Source organism: Neobacillus niacini (assembly GCF_023715785.1).
Lineage (GTDB): Bacteria > Bacillota > Bacilli > Bacillales > Cytobacillaceae > Neobacillus > Neobacillus niacini_E.
The window spans coordinates 166,606-185,503 of record NZ_JAMBOX010000004.1; the positions used below are offsets into that span (position 1 = coordinate 166,606).

General features: G+C 43.4%; 20 protein-coding genes. 2 read left to right on the plus strand and 18 right to left on the minus strand.

Annotated elements, in window-relative coordinates; genetic code table 11:
* Positions 1–162: 162 nt before the first annotated feature.
* Complete coding sequence (locus M3234_RS10435) at positions 163–1,962, plus strand: M3 family oligoendopeptidase (RefSeq protein ID WP_262304658.1); 1,800 nt, start codon at positions 163–165, stop codon at positions 1,960–1,962.
* A gap of 491 nt (positions 1,963–2,453) precedes the next feature.
* Here M3234_RS10435 and M3234_RS10440 read toward each other — a convergent pair whose 3' ends face one another.
* The 6 genes from M3234_RS10440 to mtnN form a co-directional block, all read right to left on the minus strand.
* Positions 2,454–2,594, minus strand: coding sequence for a YrzI family small protein (locus tag M3234_RS10440; protein ID WP_262304659.1), 141 nt, complete (start codon positions 2,592–2,594; stop codon positions 2,454–2,456).
* A gap of 39 nt (positions 2,595–2,633) precedes the next feature.
* Entirely contained in the window at positions 2,634–2,774 is a 141-nt protein-coding gene (locus tag M3234_RS10445) for a YrzI family small protein (RefSeq protein WP_082692941.1), read from the minus strand.
* Positions 2,775–2,804: 30 nt separating this feature from the next.
* The gene (locus M3234_RS10450) at positions 2,805–2,945 is read right to left on the minus strand and encodes a YrzI family small protein (protein ID WP_262304660.1); all 141 of its coding nucleotides are present in this window, start codon (positions 2,943–2,945) and stop codon (positions 2,805–2,807) included.
* A gap of 507 nt (positions 2,946–3,452) precedes the next feature.
* Complete coding sequence (locus M3234_RS10455; RefSeq protein ID WP_262304661.1) at positions 3,453–4,586, minus strand: bifunctional cystathionine gamma-lyase/homocysteine desulfhydrase; 1,134 nt, start codon at positions 4,584–4,586, stop codon at positions 3,453–3,455.
* Position 4,587: 1 nt separating this feature from the next.
* The gene (locus tag M3234_RS10460) at positions 4,588–5,511 is read right to left on the minus strand and encodes a PLP-dependent cysteine synthase family protein (protein ID WP_262304662.1); all 924 of its coding nucleotides are present in this window, start codon (positions 5,509–5,511) and stop codon (positions 4,588–4,590) included.
* Positions 5,512–5,521: 10 nt separating this feature from the next.
* Positions 5,522–6,223 (minus strand): 5'-methylthioadenosine/S-adenosylhomocysteine nucleosidase, encoded by a 702-nt coding sequence (gene mtnN, locus M3234_RS10465; RefSeq protein ID WP_262304663.1) that lies wholly within the window; start codon positions 6,221–6,223, stop codon positions 5,522–5,524.
* Between the two features lie 253 nt (positions 6,224–6,476).
* Between mtnN and M3234_RS10470 the strand changes: the two genes are divergently transcribed.
* Complete coding sequence (locus M3234_RS10470; protein WP_262304664.1) at positions 6,477–6,680, plus strand: YrzA family protein; 204 nt, start codon at positions 6,477–6,479, stop codon at positions 6,678–6,680.
* 44 nt (positions 6,681–6,724) lie between these two features.
* On the opposite strand, the gene M3234_RS10475 is transcribed toward M3234_RS10470, so the two are convergent.
* From M3234_RS10475 to alaS, 12 genes are all read right to left on the minus strand, one after another.
* Entirely contained in the window at positions 6,725–7,435 is a 711-nt protein-coding gene (locus tag M3234_RS10475; protein ID WP_396953946.1) for a YrrS family protein, read from the minus strand.
* A gap of 122 nt (positions 7,436–7,557) precedes the next feature.
* A complete protein-coding gene (locus tag M3234_RS10480; protein WP_262304666.1) occupies positions 7,558–9,303 on the minus strand; it encodes a peptidoglycan D,D-transpeptidase FtsI family protein in 1,746 nt (581 codons plus the stop codon).
* Between the two features lie 73 nt (positions 9,304–9,376).
* Positions 9,377–9,853: a transcription elongation factor GreA gene (gene greA / locus M3234_RS10485; RefSeq protein ID WP_066311842.1), complete on the minus strand. Its 477-nt coding sequence runs from the start codon at positions 9,851–9,853 to the stop codon at positions 9,377–9,379.
* Positions 9,854–10,122: 269 nt separating this feature from the next.
* A complete protein-coding gene (gene udk / locus M3234_RS10490; RefSeq protein ID WP_262304667.1) occupies positions 10,123–10,755 on the minus strand; it encodes a uridine kinase in 633 nt (210 codons plus the stop codon).
* Positions 10,756–10,759: 4 nt separating this feature from the next.
* On the minus strand, positions 10,760–12,001 hold the full coding sequence (locus tag M3234_RS10495) for a peptidase U32 family protein (protein WP_262304777.1): 1,242 nt from the start codon (positions 11,999–12,001) through the stop codon (positions 10,760–10,762).
* Between the two features lie 55 nt (positions 12,002–12,056).
* Positions 12,057–12,986 (minus strand): peptidase U32 family protein, encoded by a 930-nt coding sequence (locus M3234_RS10500; protein ID WP_262304668.1) that lies wholly within the window; start codon positions 12,984–12,986, stop codon positions 12,057–12,059.
* Complete coding sequence (locus M3234_RS10505) at positions 12,983–13,633, minus strand: O-methyltransferase (RefSeq protein ID WP_262304669.1); 651 nt, start codon at positions 13,631–13,633, stop codon at positions 12,983–12,985. Before M3234_RS10505 ends, M3234_RS10500 begins: the two co-directional genes overlap by 4 nt.
* Positions 13,634–13,865: 232 nt before the next feature.
* The gene (gene mltG / locus M3234_RS10510; protein ID WP_262304670.1) at positions 13,866–14,990 is read right to left on the minus strand and encodes an endolytic transglycosylase MltG; all 1,125 of its coding nucleotides are present in this window, start codon (positions 14,988–14,990) and stop codon (positions 13,866–13,868) included.
* 190 nt (positions 14,991–15,180) lie between these two features.
* Positions 15,181–15,483, minus strand: a complete 303-nt coding sequence (locus M3234_RS10515; protein ID WP_262304671.1) for a DUF1292 domain-containing protein — start codon at positions 15,481–15,483, stop codon at positions 15,181–15,183.
* A 12-nt stretch (positions 15,484–15,495) separates the two neighbouring features.
* Positions 15,496–15,912 carry a Holliday junction resolvase RuvX gene (ruvX, locus tag M3234_RS10520; protein WP_066311824.1) on the minus strand — a complete coding sequence of 139 codons (417 nt, stop codon included), beginning with the start codon at positions 15,910–15,912 and terminating at the stop codon, positions 15,496–15,498.
* A gap of 3 nt (positions 15,913–15,915) precedes the next feature.
* Complete coding sequence (locus M3234_RS10525; RefSeq protein WP_262304672.1) at positions 15,916–16,182, minus strand: IreB family regulatory phosphoprotein; 267 nt, start codon at positions 16,180–16,182, stop codon at positions 15,916–15,918.
* Between the two features lie 57 nt (positions 16,183–16,239).
* Entirely contained in the window at positions 16,240–18,876 is a 2,637-nt protein-coding gene (gene alaS / locus M3234_RS10530; RefSeq protein ID WP_262304673.1) for an alanine--tRNA ligase, read from the minus strand.
* Positions 18,877–18,898 lie beyond the last annotated feature (22 nt).

The window sequence follows — 18,898 nt, forward strand, 5'->3', positions numbered from 1 at the left end:
ATGAATTTATTAATCCTCATCCATCCCACTTATAACTCAGATATTATGACATTGTCAAATAATCGGGACCATGATGTGCTGCTCAGCAAAATTCAAAGTTATAGAAATTTTCCGCCAACAAATTTATAATGAGTAAGTACATATATAAAGGGGGTACATAAAATGTCAGCCACAACCTATAAAGATGTGTGGAACCTGGATGTGTTTTTCAAAGGCGGAAGCGATTCCCCTGAATTACAGGAGCACTTAACCCATACAGCAAAATTAATCGAACTTTTTCAAGCAAGGATAAATAATTGGACTCCTGCCAATTCCCCTGAGGACGGCAAATACCTTCAGGAACTGCTTCTCGATTTTGAGGAAACAGGAAAAAAACTTCGCCAAGCTGGAGCCTTTGTCGGATGCCTTCAAGCCCAAAATATTCACGATGAAAAAGCCTATAACCTTGATGCACAAGTAACAGGGTTAAGCGCTTCCTTCCAGACAGCGCTTGGAGCATTAGACAACCAACTGACCAAAATTGATGATAACGTCTGGAAACAGCTATTGGCAGATGGCCCGTTGGAAGAACTATCCTTTGTTTTGACGGAACGGCGCAGCCGGGCAAAGGAAAAGCTGTCCAAGGAAGAGGAAGCACTTGTTAATGCTCTTGGTGTGGACGGCTATCATAGCTGGGGGCAATTATATGACTTAATCGTCAGCAAAATAAAAGTCTCCTTAACGGAAAACGGCGAAGAAAAACAGCTTTCCGTCGGGCAGGCCTTTAATAAATTTTCAAGCTCCGACCGAAGCTTACGCAGTACGGTATTTGCAGGTTGGGAAAAGGCATGGGGCGACCAGGCTGACATTCTCGCAAAGACATTAAACCATCTTTCCGGCTTCCGATTGAATGTTTACAAAAAACGCGGCTGGGACGAGGTATTGAAGGAACCGCTCGACATCAATCGCATGAAAAAAGAGACACTTGAAACGATGTGGGCCGTCATCTCGGAAAACAAACAAAAGCTTGTTCAATATCTGGAGCGTAAAGCAAAGTTATTAGGCTTGGAAAAATTAAGCTGGTTTGACCTGGATGCGCCATATGGGACAACAGAAACGAAGGTATCCTATCAGGAAGGGGCCGAATTTATCCAACAAAACTTTGCTCTGTTTGGCGAAAAAATGGCTGCATTCGCAAAATTGGCATTTGAGAAGCAATGGATTGAAGCGGAGGACCGCCCAGGAAAAGCGCCAGGCGGATTCTGTACTTCTTTCCCAGAAAGTGATGAGTCGCGGATTTTTATTACTTACTCCGGAACGCCATCCAATGTATCTACACTGGCACATGAACTGGGGCATGGCTTCCATTCGTATGCAATGAAAGGAGTACAGCATCTTAACCGAAATTACGCGATGAACGTGGCTGAAACAGCCTCGACTTTTGCGGAAATGATTGTTGCTGATGCATCAGTCAAAAATGCAAAAGATGAGGACGAAAAGCTGGCGCTGCTTGATGACAAAATTCAGCGGACAGTGGCGCTGCTGATGAATATCCATGCCCGCTTCCTGTTTGAAACACGTTTCTATGAAGAAAGAAGGCAAGGGCCTGTTTCGGTCGAAAGATTAAATCAATTAATGCTTGATGCACAAAAGGAAGCGTATTGCGAAACACTGGATGAATACCATCCACTCTTCTGGGCTTCCAAGCTCCACTTCTTCATTACAGGGGTGCCTTTCTATAACTTCCCTTATACGTTTGGTTATTTATTCTCACTGGGAATATATGCACAGGCACTTCAGGAAGGCAAAGGCTATGAGGAAAAGTATATCGCGCTGTTGAGGGATACTGCCTCAATGACAGTCGAAGACCTTGCCAATAAGCATTTGCAGGTTGATTTGACCAAAAAGGATTTTTGGAAGAAAGCTGTTGATATCTGCCTGGCTGATATCGATGAGTTTTTGGAACTGACAGAAGGAAGATAAGAGAATATAAAAAGCATCGGCCGCATTTGACCGATGCTTCTTTATTACACTTCTACACTCAATTCTGCCAAGATAACGCAGCCAATCGCCCCAGTAATAACGAAAGCCATTGCAACCATAAACATCATCTTACTCCACCCCTTAGATTGATCACCTTAATTTCAATTTATCATATTTTCACAGTATCAATCTGAAGGAAATGTGAACATTGTGTTAACAACATTTTGATATTCTTAGCATACTAAGAGATTTATGATATTATTTTTAGTCCTTTTTCTTGTTTTTAAAAATCAATGATAACAGTAAAACATGCAATGGCATTTTTGATTACCTCCCATCCTCGATTTTCATGGACTAAGTGGTATCTTTCGAATCCCACAAATCTGCACCTCGTCCTTTAATTAAAAAATTAATCATTTTAATTACCACCTTTCTTTCATTAGTTTTTACACGTATCCAGTTAACGTGCTTATCTGCCAAATGGCGATAACTTACATAATTCGGTACATGGAAATTTGGCGATCTTTATTTTGCTCGTAAAGTTTATTTACCATTTCTTGTTGAATCGCTTCATCAACGCTTACTTTACGTTTTGTAATTGTAATTGTTAAGAAAAATATATTTAGGGTCATGTCAATTCACTTCCTTTGGAAAAACCCCATAGATTTGTTTTACATAAGACGATGCATGGCAATTTGCCGATCCTTGCTTTGTTCGTAAAGCTTTTGCGCCAATTCATTGCGGGACTCTTTATTCAAATCTACCTTGCGTTTATTAATTGTTAATGTAAAAAAGAAAATATTTAGTGTCATTTTATTAACTCCTTTTGGTTTGTATATTATTTACATCAAATGATGCACTGAAATTTGCCTGTCTTTTGTTTCCTGATACAGTTTTTCAACCATTTCCTCTCGCGCCACGGCTTCGAGGTCTACAGGTCGTTTTTTAATTGTAATTGATAAGAACAATATATTTAGGGTCATTTTTGTCACCTCCCTTAATGAAGTCTTCCTTACAAATTTTAAAGCAGCCTCATTACCTTATGCCGGACATATCCATTTGGCTCGTAAAAAGGGCACAAAAAGGCCGCAAGAAGTCACCCCTTGCGGCCAAGTATTATTTGCCTATTTTTAGGCACAAAAAAGCCACAAGGCGTCATTCTCCCTGCGGCATGGATATGTACGGCAATAAAAAGTTAAGACATCCATTCCAATCCGGTCGAATGAGCATGATGAAAATATTCAGTTGTACCAACACCCGAAGACCAAGCAACATTGTTAACACATACAATTCCATTAAACAATAACATTCTCATCGACCTCCTTTTTGGAATAATTTACTTACTACGGTAATTATATCCACATCTATGTGGTTTGTAAACCATTTTGTGAACTTTTTATGAAATTAATTAAAATGCCCTGAAATAGCCACGAAAATGGGTGTCAGGCACATGTGAAAATTTCACATGGTGCCTGACACCCTTTACAACATTACTCCAGTGCTTGCGTTAGATCCTCAATTAAATCCTGGACGTCTTCTAGTCCTACGGAGATGCGGATGAGTCCGTCACCGATGCCCAGTTCTGCTCTTCTTTCGGCGGGAATGGAAGCATGGGTCATTCGAGCAGGAACGGAAATTAAACTTTCAACTGCTCCAAGGCTTTCAGCAAGGGTGAAGTATTTAATCTTGGCCAGGATTTGGTCAGCGGTTTCGGCGCTGCCGACATCGAAGGATACCATACCGCCAAAGCCCCTAGCCTGCTTCTTAGCAATTTCGTGGCCCGAATGGGTTTCGAGCCCCGGATAAAATACTTTTTTCACCTTAGGGTGCCCTTGTAGAAATTCCACAATTGCCTTTGTATTCGCCTCGGTCTCTTCCATGCGGACACCCAATGTTTTGATGCCTCTAATCAGCAGCCAGGAATCCTGTGGCCCCAAAATCCCGCCTGTGGAATTTTGCACAAAATGCAGGTCCTGTGCCAGCTTGTCATCATTTACCACTACTAGCCCGGCGACTACATCACTATGGCCGCCGATGTATTTAGTCGCACTGTGCAAGACCATATCTGCCCCGAGCTCGATTGGATTTTGCCAGTATGGGGTCGAGAATGTGTTATCGACGATCGTCAACAGATTATGCTCCTTGGCCAATCTGGCAGCCGCTGCAATATCAGTAATTTTTAGAAGCGGATTGGTTGGTGTTTCAATGTAAATCGCCCTTGTATTTGGCCTGATTTCTTTCTTAATATTGTCCAAATTACTTGTATCCACAAAGGTTGAATCAATCCCAACCCGGTTGAGCACCTTTGTCATCACTCTGAAAGTTCCCCCGTAAACATCATCCGTCAAAATAACATGGTCACCACTGTTAAACAGCATAAATACAGCTGTAATCGCTGCCATTCCTGAACCAAAAGCAAAGCCGGCCTTGCCGCCCTCGATATCTTTAATCAGTTCCTCCAGCGCATGTCTGGTCGGATTGCCGGTACGGGAATATTCAAAGCCTTTATGTCCGCCAACTCCCTCCTGCTTATAGGTGCTGACTTGATAAATCGGAAAGGAAACGGCTCCTGTTGCCGGATCTTCGCTAATTCCGCCATGGATTAATTGTGTTTTTCTTCTCATGTCAAATGCCCCCTTCAAAAATCTTTTTGCTTAAATAGCGCTCGCTGCCATCAGGGAAAATGACCACGATATTGGTTCCTGCTTCAGCCGCCTTAGCTTCTTCCAAGGCAGCATAAAAAACAGCCCCTGATGAACTACCCACAAGCAACCCTTCTTTAGCCGCCAAATCTTTTACATAGGCAAAAGCATCAACATCGGAAACCGTGTGAATGGCATCAAAATAATCGGGATCCATAAACGGAGGCAAAAACTCCATTCCAATCCCTTCCGCCTTATGCGGACCAGGTTCTCCTCCATTTAAAATTGACCCCTCCGGTTCGACAATCACCGTTTTTATATCCGGTTTCTGTTCCTTTAAATACCGGGCAGTGCCCATAAACGTGCCTCCCGAACCCGCGCCGGCGACAAAGATATCAATCTCGCCGTCCAGCTGCTTCCATAGCTCGGGGCCCAGAGTTTTGTAATAAGTCGCGGGGTTGGCGGGATTGGCAAATTGCTGCGGACAATAGGAGCCCGAGATTTGTTTAAGCAGCTCCTCTGCTTTGGCAATTGCCCCCTTGATTCCCGCTTCCGTCGGGGTTTGAACAATTGTGGCTCCTAACGCCTTCATGATTTCCTGCTTTTCAGTGCTGAATTTTTCCGGCACACAAAAAATAACCTTAATTCCTTTATTGATGGCGGCAAGAGCCAACCCAATTCCCGTATTCCCGGCGGTCGGCTCAATGATCGTCCCTCCCGGACGCAACTTGCCGCTTGAAAACGCCTCGTTTAACAACTCCATCCCGAGCCGGTCCTTAACGCTTCCTCCGGGATTCATGAATTCAAGCTTCGCAAATAGACGAACGCCTTCAGGCAAAGAAAACTGTGTAATTTCAACCACTGGTGTATGCCCAATCAATTCATGGACGTTCTGATAAACCTTCATAATTCCTCTCCTAGGAGTTTTTTAGCGCCTCCACCATCTTCATAACAAGCGTTGCCGAATTGGTAGCGGCTTTATCAATAAACTGATCAAATGATATTTCCGATTCTTTTCCGGCAATATCAGACAGCGAACGAATGATCACAAATGGAACGCCAAACCGGAAAGCAACCTGGGCAATTGCGGCCGCTTCCATTTCTACTGCCTGTAGATTATTAAATTTACCGCGGATAAACTCAACCCGTTCCGCATCTTCCATAAACGAGTCACCTGTAGCAATTAAGCCTCTGACAATCTGAAAGTTTTCTATCTCTTTTGCCGCCGATTCGGCAATGGCCATTAATTTTTCATCAGCAAGAAATGCGGCCGGCAGCTGCGGCACTTGGCCATATTCATAATTAAACGCGGTTACATCAACATCATGATGGCGCACCTCGGTCGATATGACGGTATCCCCTACATTCAGGTCAGGATTTAATCCACCTGCCGAACCTGTGTTAATAATGCAATCTGGCTTATATTTTTCAAGCAGGATGGTGGAGGACATTGCCGCATTGACCTTGCCGATTCCTGATCGAAGTAAAATTACGTCCGTGTCGTGCATTTTGCCAAATGTAAATTCGCAGCCTGCCACTTCCTCCTGTGTTTGCGCTTGAATATTTTCTCTTAATAAAGTCACTTCTTCTTCCATTGCTCCAATAATCGCGATTTTCATTTTTTTCTCTCCTATTGTGTTTCCTGCATTATTTTTTGCTTTAACGATTATCTGATGATAATTTTCCTCAGATTACTACAACGTATCCGCAAACACCATTTTACATGTTTTGCTGAAGGGTTGCCAAAAACTTTCTCAATTTCCTACAAGTATACTATGGATGATTAAAGGTAAATGCCCCTAGTCTTTCCTTGGCTAATCGTTGCCGTACGAAAAAAATATATTTAGAATGGAGTTAAGGAGGACTTTAAAAATGAATTTTCAATTTGAGTTAATAGAGGACAAAATAGAATTCTTTGAAGCAGGCGATTTGAAAACTTTACAGAAGAAAATTGAATCACAAATTGAAGTGAATCGGGCGATCTTGCTCGGGGTACATTCTGTTTCGCATCAGATGCATGTAAATGAAAATGGCCAAACCTATTTCACGGCTGTCGTTCATTTCAAAAAAAAATAGGATGGGGCCAAGTCAGGCCCATCCCATTTTTTTGCCCACATTTTTTATGGCTTTACAATTTCCGCGATTTCTTCCACTTTTGTCGGCATCCAGCCTTTTCCATCAACCCATTTAATATAAACATTGTATTTTTGCTGTTTGTCTTTTGAAGCAACTGTGCCAACGGAAGCATTGGCTGCGGATTTATCGCGGCCAAGCCAGTAAACAGTCATGTTGCTTGGGTCCAATCCGGTTGCATAGGTAATCGCGTTCAGCATTTCCTGCCAATCAACGGATGTCTTATCATAAACTGGCGTATGCTGGCCTGTTTGTGAAGTACCCACAGGCTCCCACGCCGGGTTGACAATCGTTTTTAACACATTGGACGAACTCCCGCCGTCTGAGACAACCGCCTGGGAATCATCCGGTTTTTCAATAGTTGAAGCCTCGTCGCTCTGTTCTTCCTCTTCAACTGCCTTATCCTTCGATTCATCCTTATTGGCGCCGGTTTCTTTTGTTTTTTCCGCTTCTTTTTTAGAAGCATCTTCTTTAGGCTTACTCTCTTTTTCCGCATTTTGCTTCTCTGTTTGTTTTGGCGTTACCGCCGTTGTGGAGGCTTTCTCATCATCCCCACCTACAAATATGTTATAGGCGACAATGATAATTAAAGCCAGGACAAGAATGATTAAACTATTTAAGACAAGATTTGTTTTTTTACGTTTTGCGCGGTAATCAGACCGCGAATTTCGATTAAATTCATTAGGCAAACCAACCACTCCTCCTAAACAATAGGCTGTGAATATTTTAACATGATTTGCCGATAACTTGAAGGAATTTTGTTTTTCACAAAAAGCCGCATGCTTTGCAATACGGCTTTTGACTGTTACTCCATCATATATTATTGCTCAGACAGCAGCTTCACCATGTCAGAATATAACAACTGAACCCCGCCTTCCTGTTCCGTTACATCCAAATTAACTGCCACTAAGGCATATTTGGGATTTTGGTATGGAAAGTAGCCGGCAAACCACTTGTTATATAATTTTTTCCCATCCTTAACTTTTCCTGTTTCGGCAGTACCTGACTTTCCTGCAACCTCATAAGGAAGGTCTTTATACCATTTTCCGGTGCCGTTTGGATTGACGACGACTTCCCTTAACAACTTTTGCAGCTTCATAGCGGTATAGGGCGATATAGTGTCTCCCTTTAAACTCTGCTCGGGGAACTCTACCATCGTCGTGCCATTCTTGTATTGAATTTTCGTAGCCGTCCTGACCATTTCCTTTTGCCCTCCTCTTGCAATCGTCGCCATCATATTAGCAACGGCTAATGGAGTGGCCCGAACCTCGTGTTGTCCAATGCCGGACATAGCAGCGAAATTGGCATCTTTTCTGGCTTCATCGGATAAAAAAACGCGTCCTTTATCCTCTTCGGCAAACTGTCTGAAATTGCTGGTATGATAGATATCGCCATTCCAGCCAACAGAACTGATCAGTGACAGTTTGGTTGCAAATTCCTCCAACAGATTCGGGTCTTGCTTTTGCAATTCCTTTGCAAGTTCCCCAAACGTCCGGTTGCAGCTTCTAGCAAAGCTTTCAGTAAAATTCAACATTCCATAATCATATTTGAGCTCGGGCTTACCGTTAATTTTCTGGCTGCAATTAAACAGACGATTGGGATCGTCAAGATTATGTTCAATGGCAGCAGCTGCCACCACTGTTTTAAATACCGAGCCGAGGATGTGCTGTTTTAACATTAAGTTGGTAACCCCTTCGTCATTATAGGGGTTTTTCTTATTGATTTCCGGCCGTGACACAAGCGCCAATACACTGTTGTCCTCAATATTCAGCAGAACAAGGCCGCCTTTTTTTATTTTATGCTGTTCGGCTAACTCCTCGGCTTTTTGCTGAATATTTTTATCAATGGTTGTCCGAATATTGACGGGATAAAACGGATTAGCTGGGTCAACATATTTTACATTGATTCCAAATAACGGGGCACCGCCGCCATCGACATGGTAGACTAGTTTTGATTTTCCTTCAGGAAGGAGAAATTCATCAAAGCTTTTTTCAAGTCCGGATATTCCGATTAGCGTTTTGTCCGATAATTCCTTATCAGGGTATCGCGCCTTCAAAAGCTTGGGATTTTCACCAGTAAGTCCTAAAAGCTGTTCGGCAGGAATATCTGAGCGTTCAAATTTTTTCTCAATCGCAAACACCCCAGGAATCTTTAGCGCATTAATTTTTTGCATTTGCGAAGGCGTTATTTCGAGTGGATGTGGTTCGCCGTAGGCAAATGGCTTTTTGGCACTATCCACAGCCGATTTAAGTGAATAGGCAGGAATCCCAGTAATTTCGGAAACTTTGTCAGCTTCCCAATCCATTTTTTTTAAAAAAGGAAACAAAACAAGCACGCTGACTTTTTTATGGGTAAGCATTTCGCCATTACGGTCCAGAAAATTTCCACGCCCGTTATCAATCACCAGCTCTTGTGTTCTTTGTTTAACACTTTCCTCAAGCAAATTGACATTATGCTTTGAAAACGTTTCTGTTTCCACTAATTGAATTTGAATTAATCGGGCAATCAACAGCGCAAAGCCAATAATGCAAATCATAAGCCAGCCAATCGCTCTTCGTCTCCACATAAAAAAACACCTCGTCAAAAGTGTTGACGAGGTTTTGTTTTTTCAAACTTTATTTTATTAAAAGCGCTTTAATTTACTTAATACTTACGATACGTACGCTCATTTCGCCGCCAGGCGTTTGGACCGACACCTGGTCGCCGACTTTTTTGCCAAGCAGACTTTTGGCAATCGGCGAGTCATTGGAAATTTTCCCTTCAAAAGGGTCAGCTTCGGCGCTGCCGACAATGCTATAGGTTTCTTCTTCGCCATCGGGAAGTTCGACAAATGTGACTGTGCTGCCCAATGAGACTGTATCCCCGGCAAGTTCGCTTTCACTAATAATCTTGGCATTGCGGATCATGTTTTCTAACGTTGTAATTCTACCTTCAACAAAAGCTTGCTCTTCCTTCGCTGAATCATATTCCGAGTTCTCCGATAAATCCCCAAAGCTTCTGGCGATTTTAATCCTTTCCACAACTTCTTTGCGCTTCACCGTTTTTAAGTATTCAAGCTCTTGCTCCAACTTCTCTTTTCCTGCTTGCGTCATTGGAAATACTTTCTCAGTAGCCAAAACCCTCACTCCTTCTAGTCCTTCACAACCCCAGTGTTGTGTATGAAATATATGTATTTATGATGCTTGAAAAAATAAGATAGCAAGCGCGTCCTTTGAAAGGGCGCGCGAATCGAAAAGCGGAAGCGCCTTGCTCAGCCCCGACAAGCATAAGACAAGCCGGCAGAAGGTTGCTTTTTAACCTTCATGACGGATTGGCTTATGACCTCGAGAGGCTAGGCGCTGCAGCTAGACATTATAATAAATTTAGATATATATTTGCTATTGTTTCATAAAATTGCTTTTTGTTCAAGAATTGTTTGAATTTTTGTTACCATCAAATCGATTGCCACATGATTGTGTCCGCCTTCAGGAATGATAATATCCGCATAACGCTTTGTCGGCTCGATAAACTGATTATGCATCGGCCGGACAACATTTGTATATTGATCAATGACGGAGTCAAGAGTGCGCCCGCGCTCTTTGATATCGCGCTGCAGGCGGCGCATAATCCGGATATCTGCATCCGTATCAACGAATAATTTAATATCCATTAAATTACGCAGACGTTCATCCTCAAGCACCAGAATTCCCTCTAAAATGATAACATCCTTCGGTTCTACAGTTATGACCTGTTCTGACCGTGTATGCAGGGCATAATCGTAAACAGGCTTTTCGATTGGTTCATATCGCAACAAACGCTCAATATGTTCAATCAGCAAATCATTGTCAAATGCCAGCGGATGATCATAGTTCGTTTTCAACCGTTCCTCGAATGGTAAGTGGCTTTGATCCTTATAATAATAGTCCTGTTCAATCACTAAAATGGACCGATTTTTAAAGCTTTCATAGATTGCTTTTGTTACACTGGTTTTTCCCGAGCCTGAACCGCCGGTTACACCAATCACAACCGGTTTATACATTTTGCTAGTTCTCCTTTCGCATCATGTTGTTAGGATAAACCGGTTTGTCCAATTTAAATCGTACAATTTGCAGCGGATGTCTCGCAGCATCCAGCTCATTCCCTTTTTCATCCCAAATTTTATCAATCACATGTGTAAAGTTTTGGATTTCCGGTCCAAAAAATTCAACTTCCTGCCCGGGTTTGAAGTGATTGCGCTGCTGCAAGGTAACCATTTGTGATTCTTTATCATAATCCAACACAAGACCGACAAACTCATAGCTTGTCTTTTTGCTATGATTACCAAACATCTGCTCTTTATACCCCGGTACACCTTCGAAAAATGCCGTTGCGGTTTCCCGATTGGCACACTTATCAAGTTCCTCGAGCCACTCTTTCTTGATGACAAAGTTATCGGGATCGGCACAGTAGGCATCAATGACTTTTCGATAAACACTGACAACTGTCGCGATATAGTGAATCGATTTCATCCGTCCCTCAATTTTCAAGCTGTCAATTCCAATTTCAATCATTTTCGGAATCGATTGAATCAGATTTAGATCCTTCGGGCTCATAGCAAATGGAGCATCGTCATCAGCAAATAGTGCAGTCTCTGCATCCTCCCCTTCAAGCTTGTAAAGATCATAATCCCAGCGGCAGGACTGGCAGCAGCCGCCGCGGTTGGAATCCCGGGCTGTCATGTGATTGCTCAATGTGCAGCGGCCTGAATAGGCGATACACATCGCTCCGTGAATGAAGGTTTCGATTTCAATATCAACCTTTTCCTTCATCTCGCGAATTTCTTCCGCACTCGTCTCACGAGCAAGTACGACACGCTCCAAGCCTTCTTCTTTCCAAAATTGAACGGCCTTCCAGTTGGAAAGGGATTGCTGCGTACTTAAGTGAATCTCGATTTCCGGTGCGATACGACGGCAGGATTCGATAATTAACGGGTCAGCCACGATTATGCCAGCCACCCCTGCCTCTTTTAAGCCAAGCAAGTAATCATCGAGTCCATCAATGTTTTCATTGTGGGCATATATGTTTGTTGTGACATATATTTTTGCTCCGTATTTTTCCGCGAATTCTACCCCTTCCTTCATTTCCTCCAAGGTAAAATTATCGGCGTTTGAGCGGAGACCATATTCTTGACCGCCAATGAATACCGCGTCGGCACCATATTGAACGGCAATTTTCAGCTTTTCAAGATTTCCTGCAGGAGCTAGGAGTTCCGGCTTTTTTACAATGACACGTTTTCCATCAATCATCTCAGAAATCTTATCTTTAACTGTATTCACGATCGAACGCCTCCCTTTCTAAAAATTAATAAACTGTTTCTTTAAAGAAGAATCCCGTATCAAGCGGACGGTTATCGGGCTGGATTTCCTCGATTGCCTCAAGCAGTTCGTCCTTTTTATCCTCATAGAGATCAGGGTCTTCGGCAAATAAATCAATCGCCTCACGATATAATTTGGTGACAGCGGCAATGTATTCCGGCGTTTTTAAAATCCCGTCGATTTTAAACGAATCGACACCGGCTTCGAGCATGTCCTGCAGCTCGTCAATAATGCAGATATCATTCGGGCTCATGATATGAGTGCCATTTTCATCTTCAAAAATCGGATATTTATTTTCACGTTCTTTATCGTGGAGAAACATATTTTTTTGCTGTTTCCGGTTCTCAATCTCCATCACTTTGCCTTGGTATTCAAAATAGTTGCCCAAAAGCGACCGCTTGGATTGGAACATACAGCTCATGCCATGGACCTGAACCTCAATCTCCACTTCAGCCTGTTCCATGATTTCCACGATGGAGTCCATGTTGATTTCACGGGCCAATACCGCTCGTTTTGCCCCTTTTCTGCCCCAATAGTTGCATGTATACCAGTTAGTCCCAGTCGTTTCGGTGCTCCAGTGCAGCTTCATCTCAGGAGCCGTTTCCCTTACAGCCAGCAAAACAGCCGGATCGCCAAAAATAATTCCATCAGCCTTAGCGTCAGCCGCAAAGCGAATATAATCGTTCAATTCAGCAAGTTTTTCATTATGAAAAATGGCGTTCATGGCTACATACACTTTTTTCCCTTTGGAATGGGCCAGTTCGATCGCTTTTTGAACTTGCTCGCGGTTAAATTCCCCCGCAAGCCTTAACCCATAGCGCTGCTCTCCTACAACAAACGCATCTGCCCCCGCCTCGGCGAGCGGCAGAATATCATCTACAGTGATAGGAGTAACTAATAATTCAGGTTTCTTCATTTCCTCTCACCTCTTCTTTTACTAATGGCGACCCCGTCCCCGACAGGAAGAATAACAGAATCGTAATCATGATGATTCATTAACCAGCGATTAAAACCATCTATTTTTTTTACGAGATTGCGTGTGCGTTTTGACTCTATTTCAGATTCGGCCACTAAACCTTTAAACAATACATTATCCGTTATAATCATGCCATCCTCATTTAGATAACTTGAGTAAAGTTCAAAGAATTTTTGGTATTGTCCCTTGGCTGCATCGATAAAAATCGCGTCAAATGGGGCATAATCGCTTACCTGTTTTTCAACCTCAAGGGCATCGCCTTCAATCAGAGTAATTCTCCGCTCATGCCCGGAACGGCCAATGAATGCTTTCGCAAGTTGAATTCGTTCCTCGTCCCGCTCAATAGTAATAATTTTCGCCTCAGGAAGGGCAACTGCCATCCGTAAGGCAGAGTACCCAATCGCCGTGCCGACCTCGAGAATTTTTCCGGATCGATGAAGCCGGAGCAGCTGGAGCATCGTTTCAATCCCGACAAGTTCCATAATCGGGACCTCATGCTCTTTTGCATAAGCTTCCATCTCCATCAGCAATGGATTGCGCTCACCGATAAGGTCGTCTATATAAGAATGCAGCTTCTCATTTAACAAGCTGCTTCACCTCTATCCTTTTTAAAAGCATTGTTGCCAAATTCAGGGTCTTTAGACATAAAAAATAGCGTCCACAGATATTGTCGTTGCAGCAAACCAAATGCCTGTCCGCCTTCGGCAAGATACCACAAAGAGTCCTTTCTGTGAGTTACGCTATAAATTCCTTATTAAACACCTGAATTATTCTATCACAAATAACGGGGAAATGCGACCATTTCCCCCGAGAGATTGATTATTTTTTATTGGTAATATGCTTGGCTTTTTCGTTGTTATGTTCATCTAATGTTTTCGTAAAAATAATTTCGCCTTCCGAAGTGGCCAGGAAATAATAAAAGTCCGTTTTTTCCGGGTCCAAAGCCGCCTCAATCGATGTCTTGCCTGCATTAGCAATCGGACCAGGAGGCAGTCCGGTATGTTTATAGGTATTGTATGGAGAATTTACTTCCAAATCCTTATAAACGACCCTTTCCTTGTGTCTGCCCTGAGCATATAACACTGTTGGGTCTGTCTGGAGCATCATACCCTTGTCCATCCGGTTATAAAACACACTTGATATCTTTTTTCGGTCGGCTTTTTCTGTTGCTTCCTCTTCAATCAAGGAGGCCATCGTTAACATTTGATGGATCGTCAGATTTTTTTCTTTCCCAACCTCGGAGTAATTCCCCAGAACATCCCGTGATTTATTCAGCATGGCTTCAACCATTTCCTCTACCGATGGATTCGTTTTATAAAATGGGTAGGTTGCCGGGAATAAATAGCCTTCTAGCGGATACATGACCGCTGGATTTAAAACATCATCAGTTAAAATATCAGGATATTTGGCAATGAGCGTTTTGACGTATTCCTTATCATTCAGCTTATTGAACACATCTGCTTCATTTTGTTTAGTGGCCTGCGCCATAATCGACGCAATTTCTTTTAGCTGCTTCCCTTCAGGTATGGTAATTTTGAAGGTGGCCTCAGCAAGCACCTTGCCCGTTTTCAAGCGGCCGACGATTTCCTGAACATCCATGGACGGGCTTAACTGATACTCCCCGGCCATAAAGCCACCTTCATTCTTGAGCTTAACATAATATTTAAACACTTTTGCATCTTTGATAATTCCATTGCTCTCCAGTCGCTGTGCTATTCCGGTTACAGATGAGCCAATTGGAATTTCCACCTTTTTCTGTACCTTGCTGCCGGGATCCATAGGCTTAAGTGCCGATTGTATGTAAAGATATCCTCCTCCGCCAATAATTCCAATCAGGACAAGAAGCAATACCGTAACAATTAGGACAATCCTGCGGACAACCCTTGCCTCACTTTGATGCTCCAGCATTTTTTGCCGAATAATGTCTTTTTTATCCTTAGTCATAACCAACCTCCCTCGCCGCCATCAGTCGTGCCCATAAGTTATTTTTCTATAAAATTATTATTGCAGTTGCAAAAAATTAGACATCGTAATTATTTCAGCATATAGGAAGGAAAATGTCAATTTAACATTGATTTTGTCATGATTTGCCCAAAAAAAAACCAGCAGTTGGTCTGCTGGCCCTTCGTTCATTTTATTCTTCATCATCCAAAGTAAACGTATTATAAACCTCTTCAATGATGTCCCACTCTTCATCAGTTGTAACTGGCATTAACTCACCAATGCTGCCGTCTTCTGCAGGCGTATAGGCATAGGCATGTACGATGACTTCTTCTTCATCCTCGCCATCTCCGACCGGATAACATAATACATAGGACTTTTCGAACTCTTCCGAATCAAAAGTAAACAGGATTTCAAATAATTCTTCATCGCCATCTTCATTAACTAATGTTATATATTGCTCTTCTTCGTGGTTGTGATCGTGTTCGTGTGTCATTTCTTCACCTCATTATTTTTTGCTATCAAGATAGCCCTGGAGAATCATGGATGCGGCCATTTTATCGATGACCTTTTTCCGTTTTTTCCTGCTGACATCCGCTTCAAGCAGAACGCGTTCGGCCGCCATGGTCGTCAAGCGCTCATCCCATAAAACGGTTGGAACATTAAACCTTTGTTCCACTTCGTCTGCAAACCGCTTACTTGCTTCTCCGCGCGGACCAATCGTGCCGTTCATATTTTTCGGCAGGCCTATCACTACTGTACTAACTTGATACTCTTCTATTAATTGCCCAATTTCCTCAAAACCAAACTCCTGCTTGTCCTCATTGATTTTGAGGGTTTTCAGCCCCTGTGCGGTCCAGCCTAGTTCATCACTTAGAGCTACCCCGACCGTTTTGGAGCCGACATCTAAACCCATTATGCGCATGCCTTAACCCTCTCGCTGCTGTTTTAAATAGGATTTCACTAACTCCTCAATAATCTCATCCCGTTCAAGTTTGCGGATAATATTGCGGGCATCGCGGTGGCGCGGAATGTAAGCCGGGTCACCGGATAGCAAATATCCGACAATTTGATTAATTGGATTGTAGCCTTTTTCCTTTAATGCCTCATAGACCTGCAAAAGAACATCGTTCACATCATGTTCAAACGGCTCTTCGGGAAAATTAAATCGCATCGTTTTATCAAAAGAGCTCATGAAAGTGCACCTCGAATTGGAATAGTTACCTATATTTTACACTACTTTGTCCTTTTATCAAACCGATTTTACCCATTCCTCGACAAATTGCAGAGCAGAATCGAGTTTTTCCGGGTCCTTTCCACCTGCTTGAGCCATATCCGGACGGCCGCCTCCGCCGCCTCCGCATCTAGTCGCAACCTCTTTAATTAACTTTCCGGCATGATACCCTTTATCATTTAAATCTTTGGTTACGGCCGCAATCAAATTAACCTTTCCATCAAGGGCACTGCCAAGCACAATGACAGCTGAGCCAAGCTTTTGTTTCAAGTCATCTGCCATGTTCCTTAAGTTATTCATGTCAGCTGCTTGAACCTTCGCCGACAATACGGTCACCCCGTCTACTTCCTTCGCTTTTGATACAAGGCTGCCGGCTTCAATATTCCCAAGCTTGGCCGCCAAGGATTCGTTTTCCCGCTGCAGATGCTTAAGTTCCGCGAGCAAGGTGTCGATCCGGCCGCCAACTTCTTTAGGACTGGTTTTCAGCTTATCTGCTGCATCTTTTAACAATCCTACCTGCTCATTTAATACTCTGTAAGCAGATTCGCCTGTAACGGCCTCAATTCGTCTTGTGCCGGCGCCGATACCGCCCTCGGAAACGATTTTAAATAAGCCGATGACTGAAGTGTTCGGCACATGGCAGCCACCGCAAAGCTCAAGGCTGTAATCGCCCACTTTCACAACGCGCACAATATCCCCATATTTTTCGCCAAACAGGGCCATCGCACCCATTGACTTGGCTTCGGAAATTGGTTTCAGGCTGATATCGACTTCCATGCTATTCCAAATCTTCTCATTGACGATTTTTTCTACTTGTTCAAGCTCCTCCGGCTTCACCTGGCCAAAGTGGGAAAAGTCAAAGCGCAGACGATCAGGTTCAACTAGTGAACCGGCCTGATTGACATGCTCGCCCAATACATCCTTTAATGCGCGGTGCAGCAGGTGGGTGGCCGTATGATTTTTAATGATTTTGACACGATTGGCACCGTCTACCTCAGCAGCTACCTGCTGGTTGGTTTTTAGCGTTCCGGATTCAACAACCACTTGATGGAGGTTCTGTCCATTTGGTGCCTTTTGCACATCTTTAACCGCCACTGTCACTCCGTCCCCTGCGATCACACCTCGGTCAGCGATTTGTCCGCCGCTTTCAGCATAAAATGGCGTCATGTCAAGAATCAGTTGGACCTCTTCTCCAGTTTCAGCCTGATCGGCAAGCTCGCCATTTTTAATAATCGCAAGCACGGTGGAATTGGTTTTCAGCTCATCATAACCGACAAACTTGCTTTCAGAAGTAATATCGCGCAGCACGCCGCCTTGGACATGCATGGAGTTTTCATCATGTCGGGCAGCCCGGGCTCGTTCACGCTGCACTTCCATTTCATCCTCAAAGCCGTCATGATCAATTTTTAGACCTGCTTCCTCGGCATATTCCTCGGTTAGCTCAACCGGGAATCCGAAGGTGTCATACAAACGGAAAACATCTTCCCCGGAGATCGTATCGCTACCTGTGTCTTTGGCCTTCTTCATAACGCTTGCCAGGATGGCCAAGCCTTCGTGAAGCGTTTCATAGAAACGCTCTTCCTCATTTTTGATGACTTTTTGGATAAATTCAGTTTTATCCTTTACCTCCGGATAGAAATCATGCATGATTTCGCCGACAACCGGAACAAGTTCATACATAAATGGGCGGTTGATGTTGATTTGCTTTGCATAGCGGACAGCTCGGCGCAGCAGGCGTCTTAGCACATAGCCGCGGCCCTCGTTTGACGGCAGAGCTCCGTCGCCAATTGCAAAGGCCACCGTACGAATATGGTCGGCAATGACTTTAAACGCAACATCCTTCTCTTTATCGATTCCATATTTTTCTCCTGAAATTTCCTCAGTTGCGCGTATGATTGGAATAAACAAATCAGTATCAAAATTGGTTGGAACGTTTTGAACAACGGATGTCATCCGTTCCAGCCCCATCCCAGTATCGATATTTTTCTTTGGCAGCGGTGTGTACGTGCCGTCAGGATTATGATTAAACTGAGAGAATACAAGGTTCCAAATCTCAAGATAGCGCTCGTTTTCACCTCCAGGATATAATTCCGGATCGTTCGGGTCGTCGCCATACTCCGGACCGCGGTCATAGAATATTTCCGTGTTAGGGCCGCTAGGGCCTTCACCGATATCCCAGAAGTTTCCTTCGAGGCGGATAATCCGTTCCTCAGGAATGCCAATCTTTTTGTTCCAAATTTCATGAGCTTCATCATCTTCTGGGTGAATCGTCACCGATAATTTTTCCTTTTCAAAGCCAATCCATTTTTCATCGGTCAAAAATTCCCATGCCCACTCAATCGCTTCTTCCTTGAAATACTCACCTATCGAGAAGTTGCCCAACATTTCAAAGAAGGTGTGATGGCGCGCCGTTTTTCCGACATTCTCAATATCGTTGGTGCGGATGGATTTTTGGGCATTGGTGATTCTTGGATTTTCCGGCACAACCCGGCCATCAAAGTATTTCTTTAATGTTGCCACACCGCTGTTGATCCATAACAATGAGGGATCGTCGTGCGGAACCAGCGATGCACTTGGTTCAATATGGTGTCCTTTTTCCTCGCTAAAAAACTGCAAGAACATTTTTCGGATTTCTGCACCTGTTAAGTTTTTCATACTGATTTAGCCTCCTTAAATT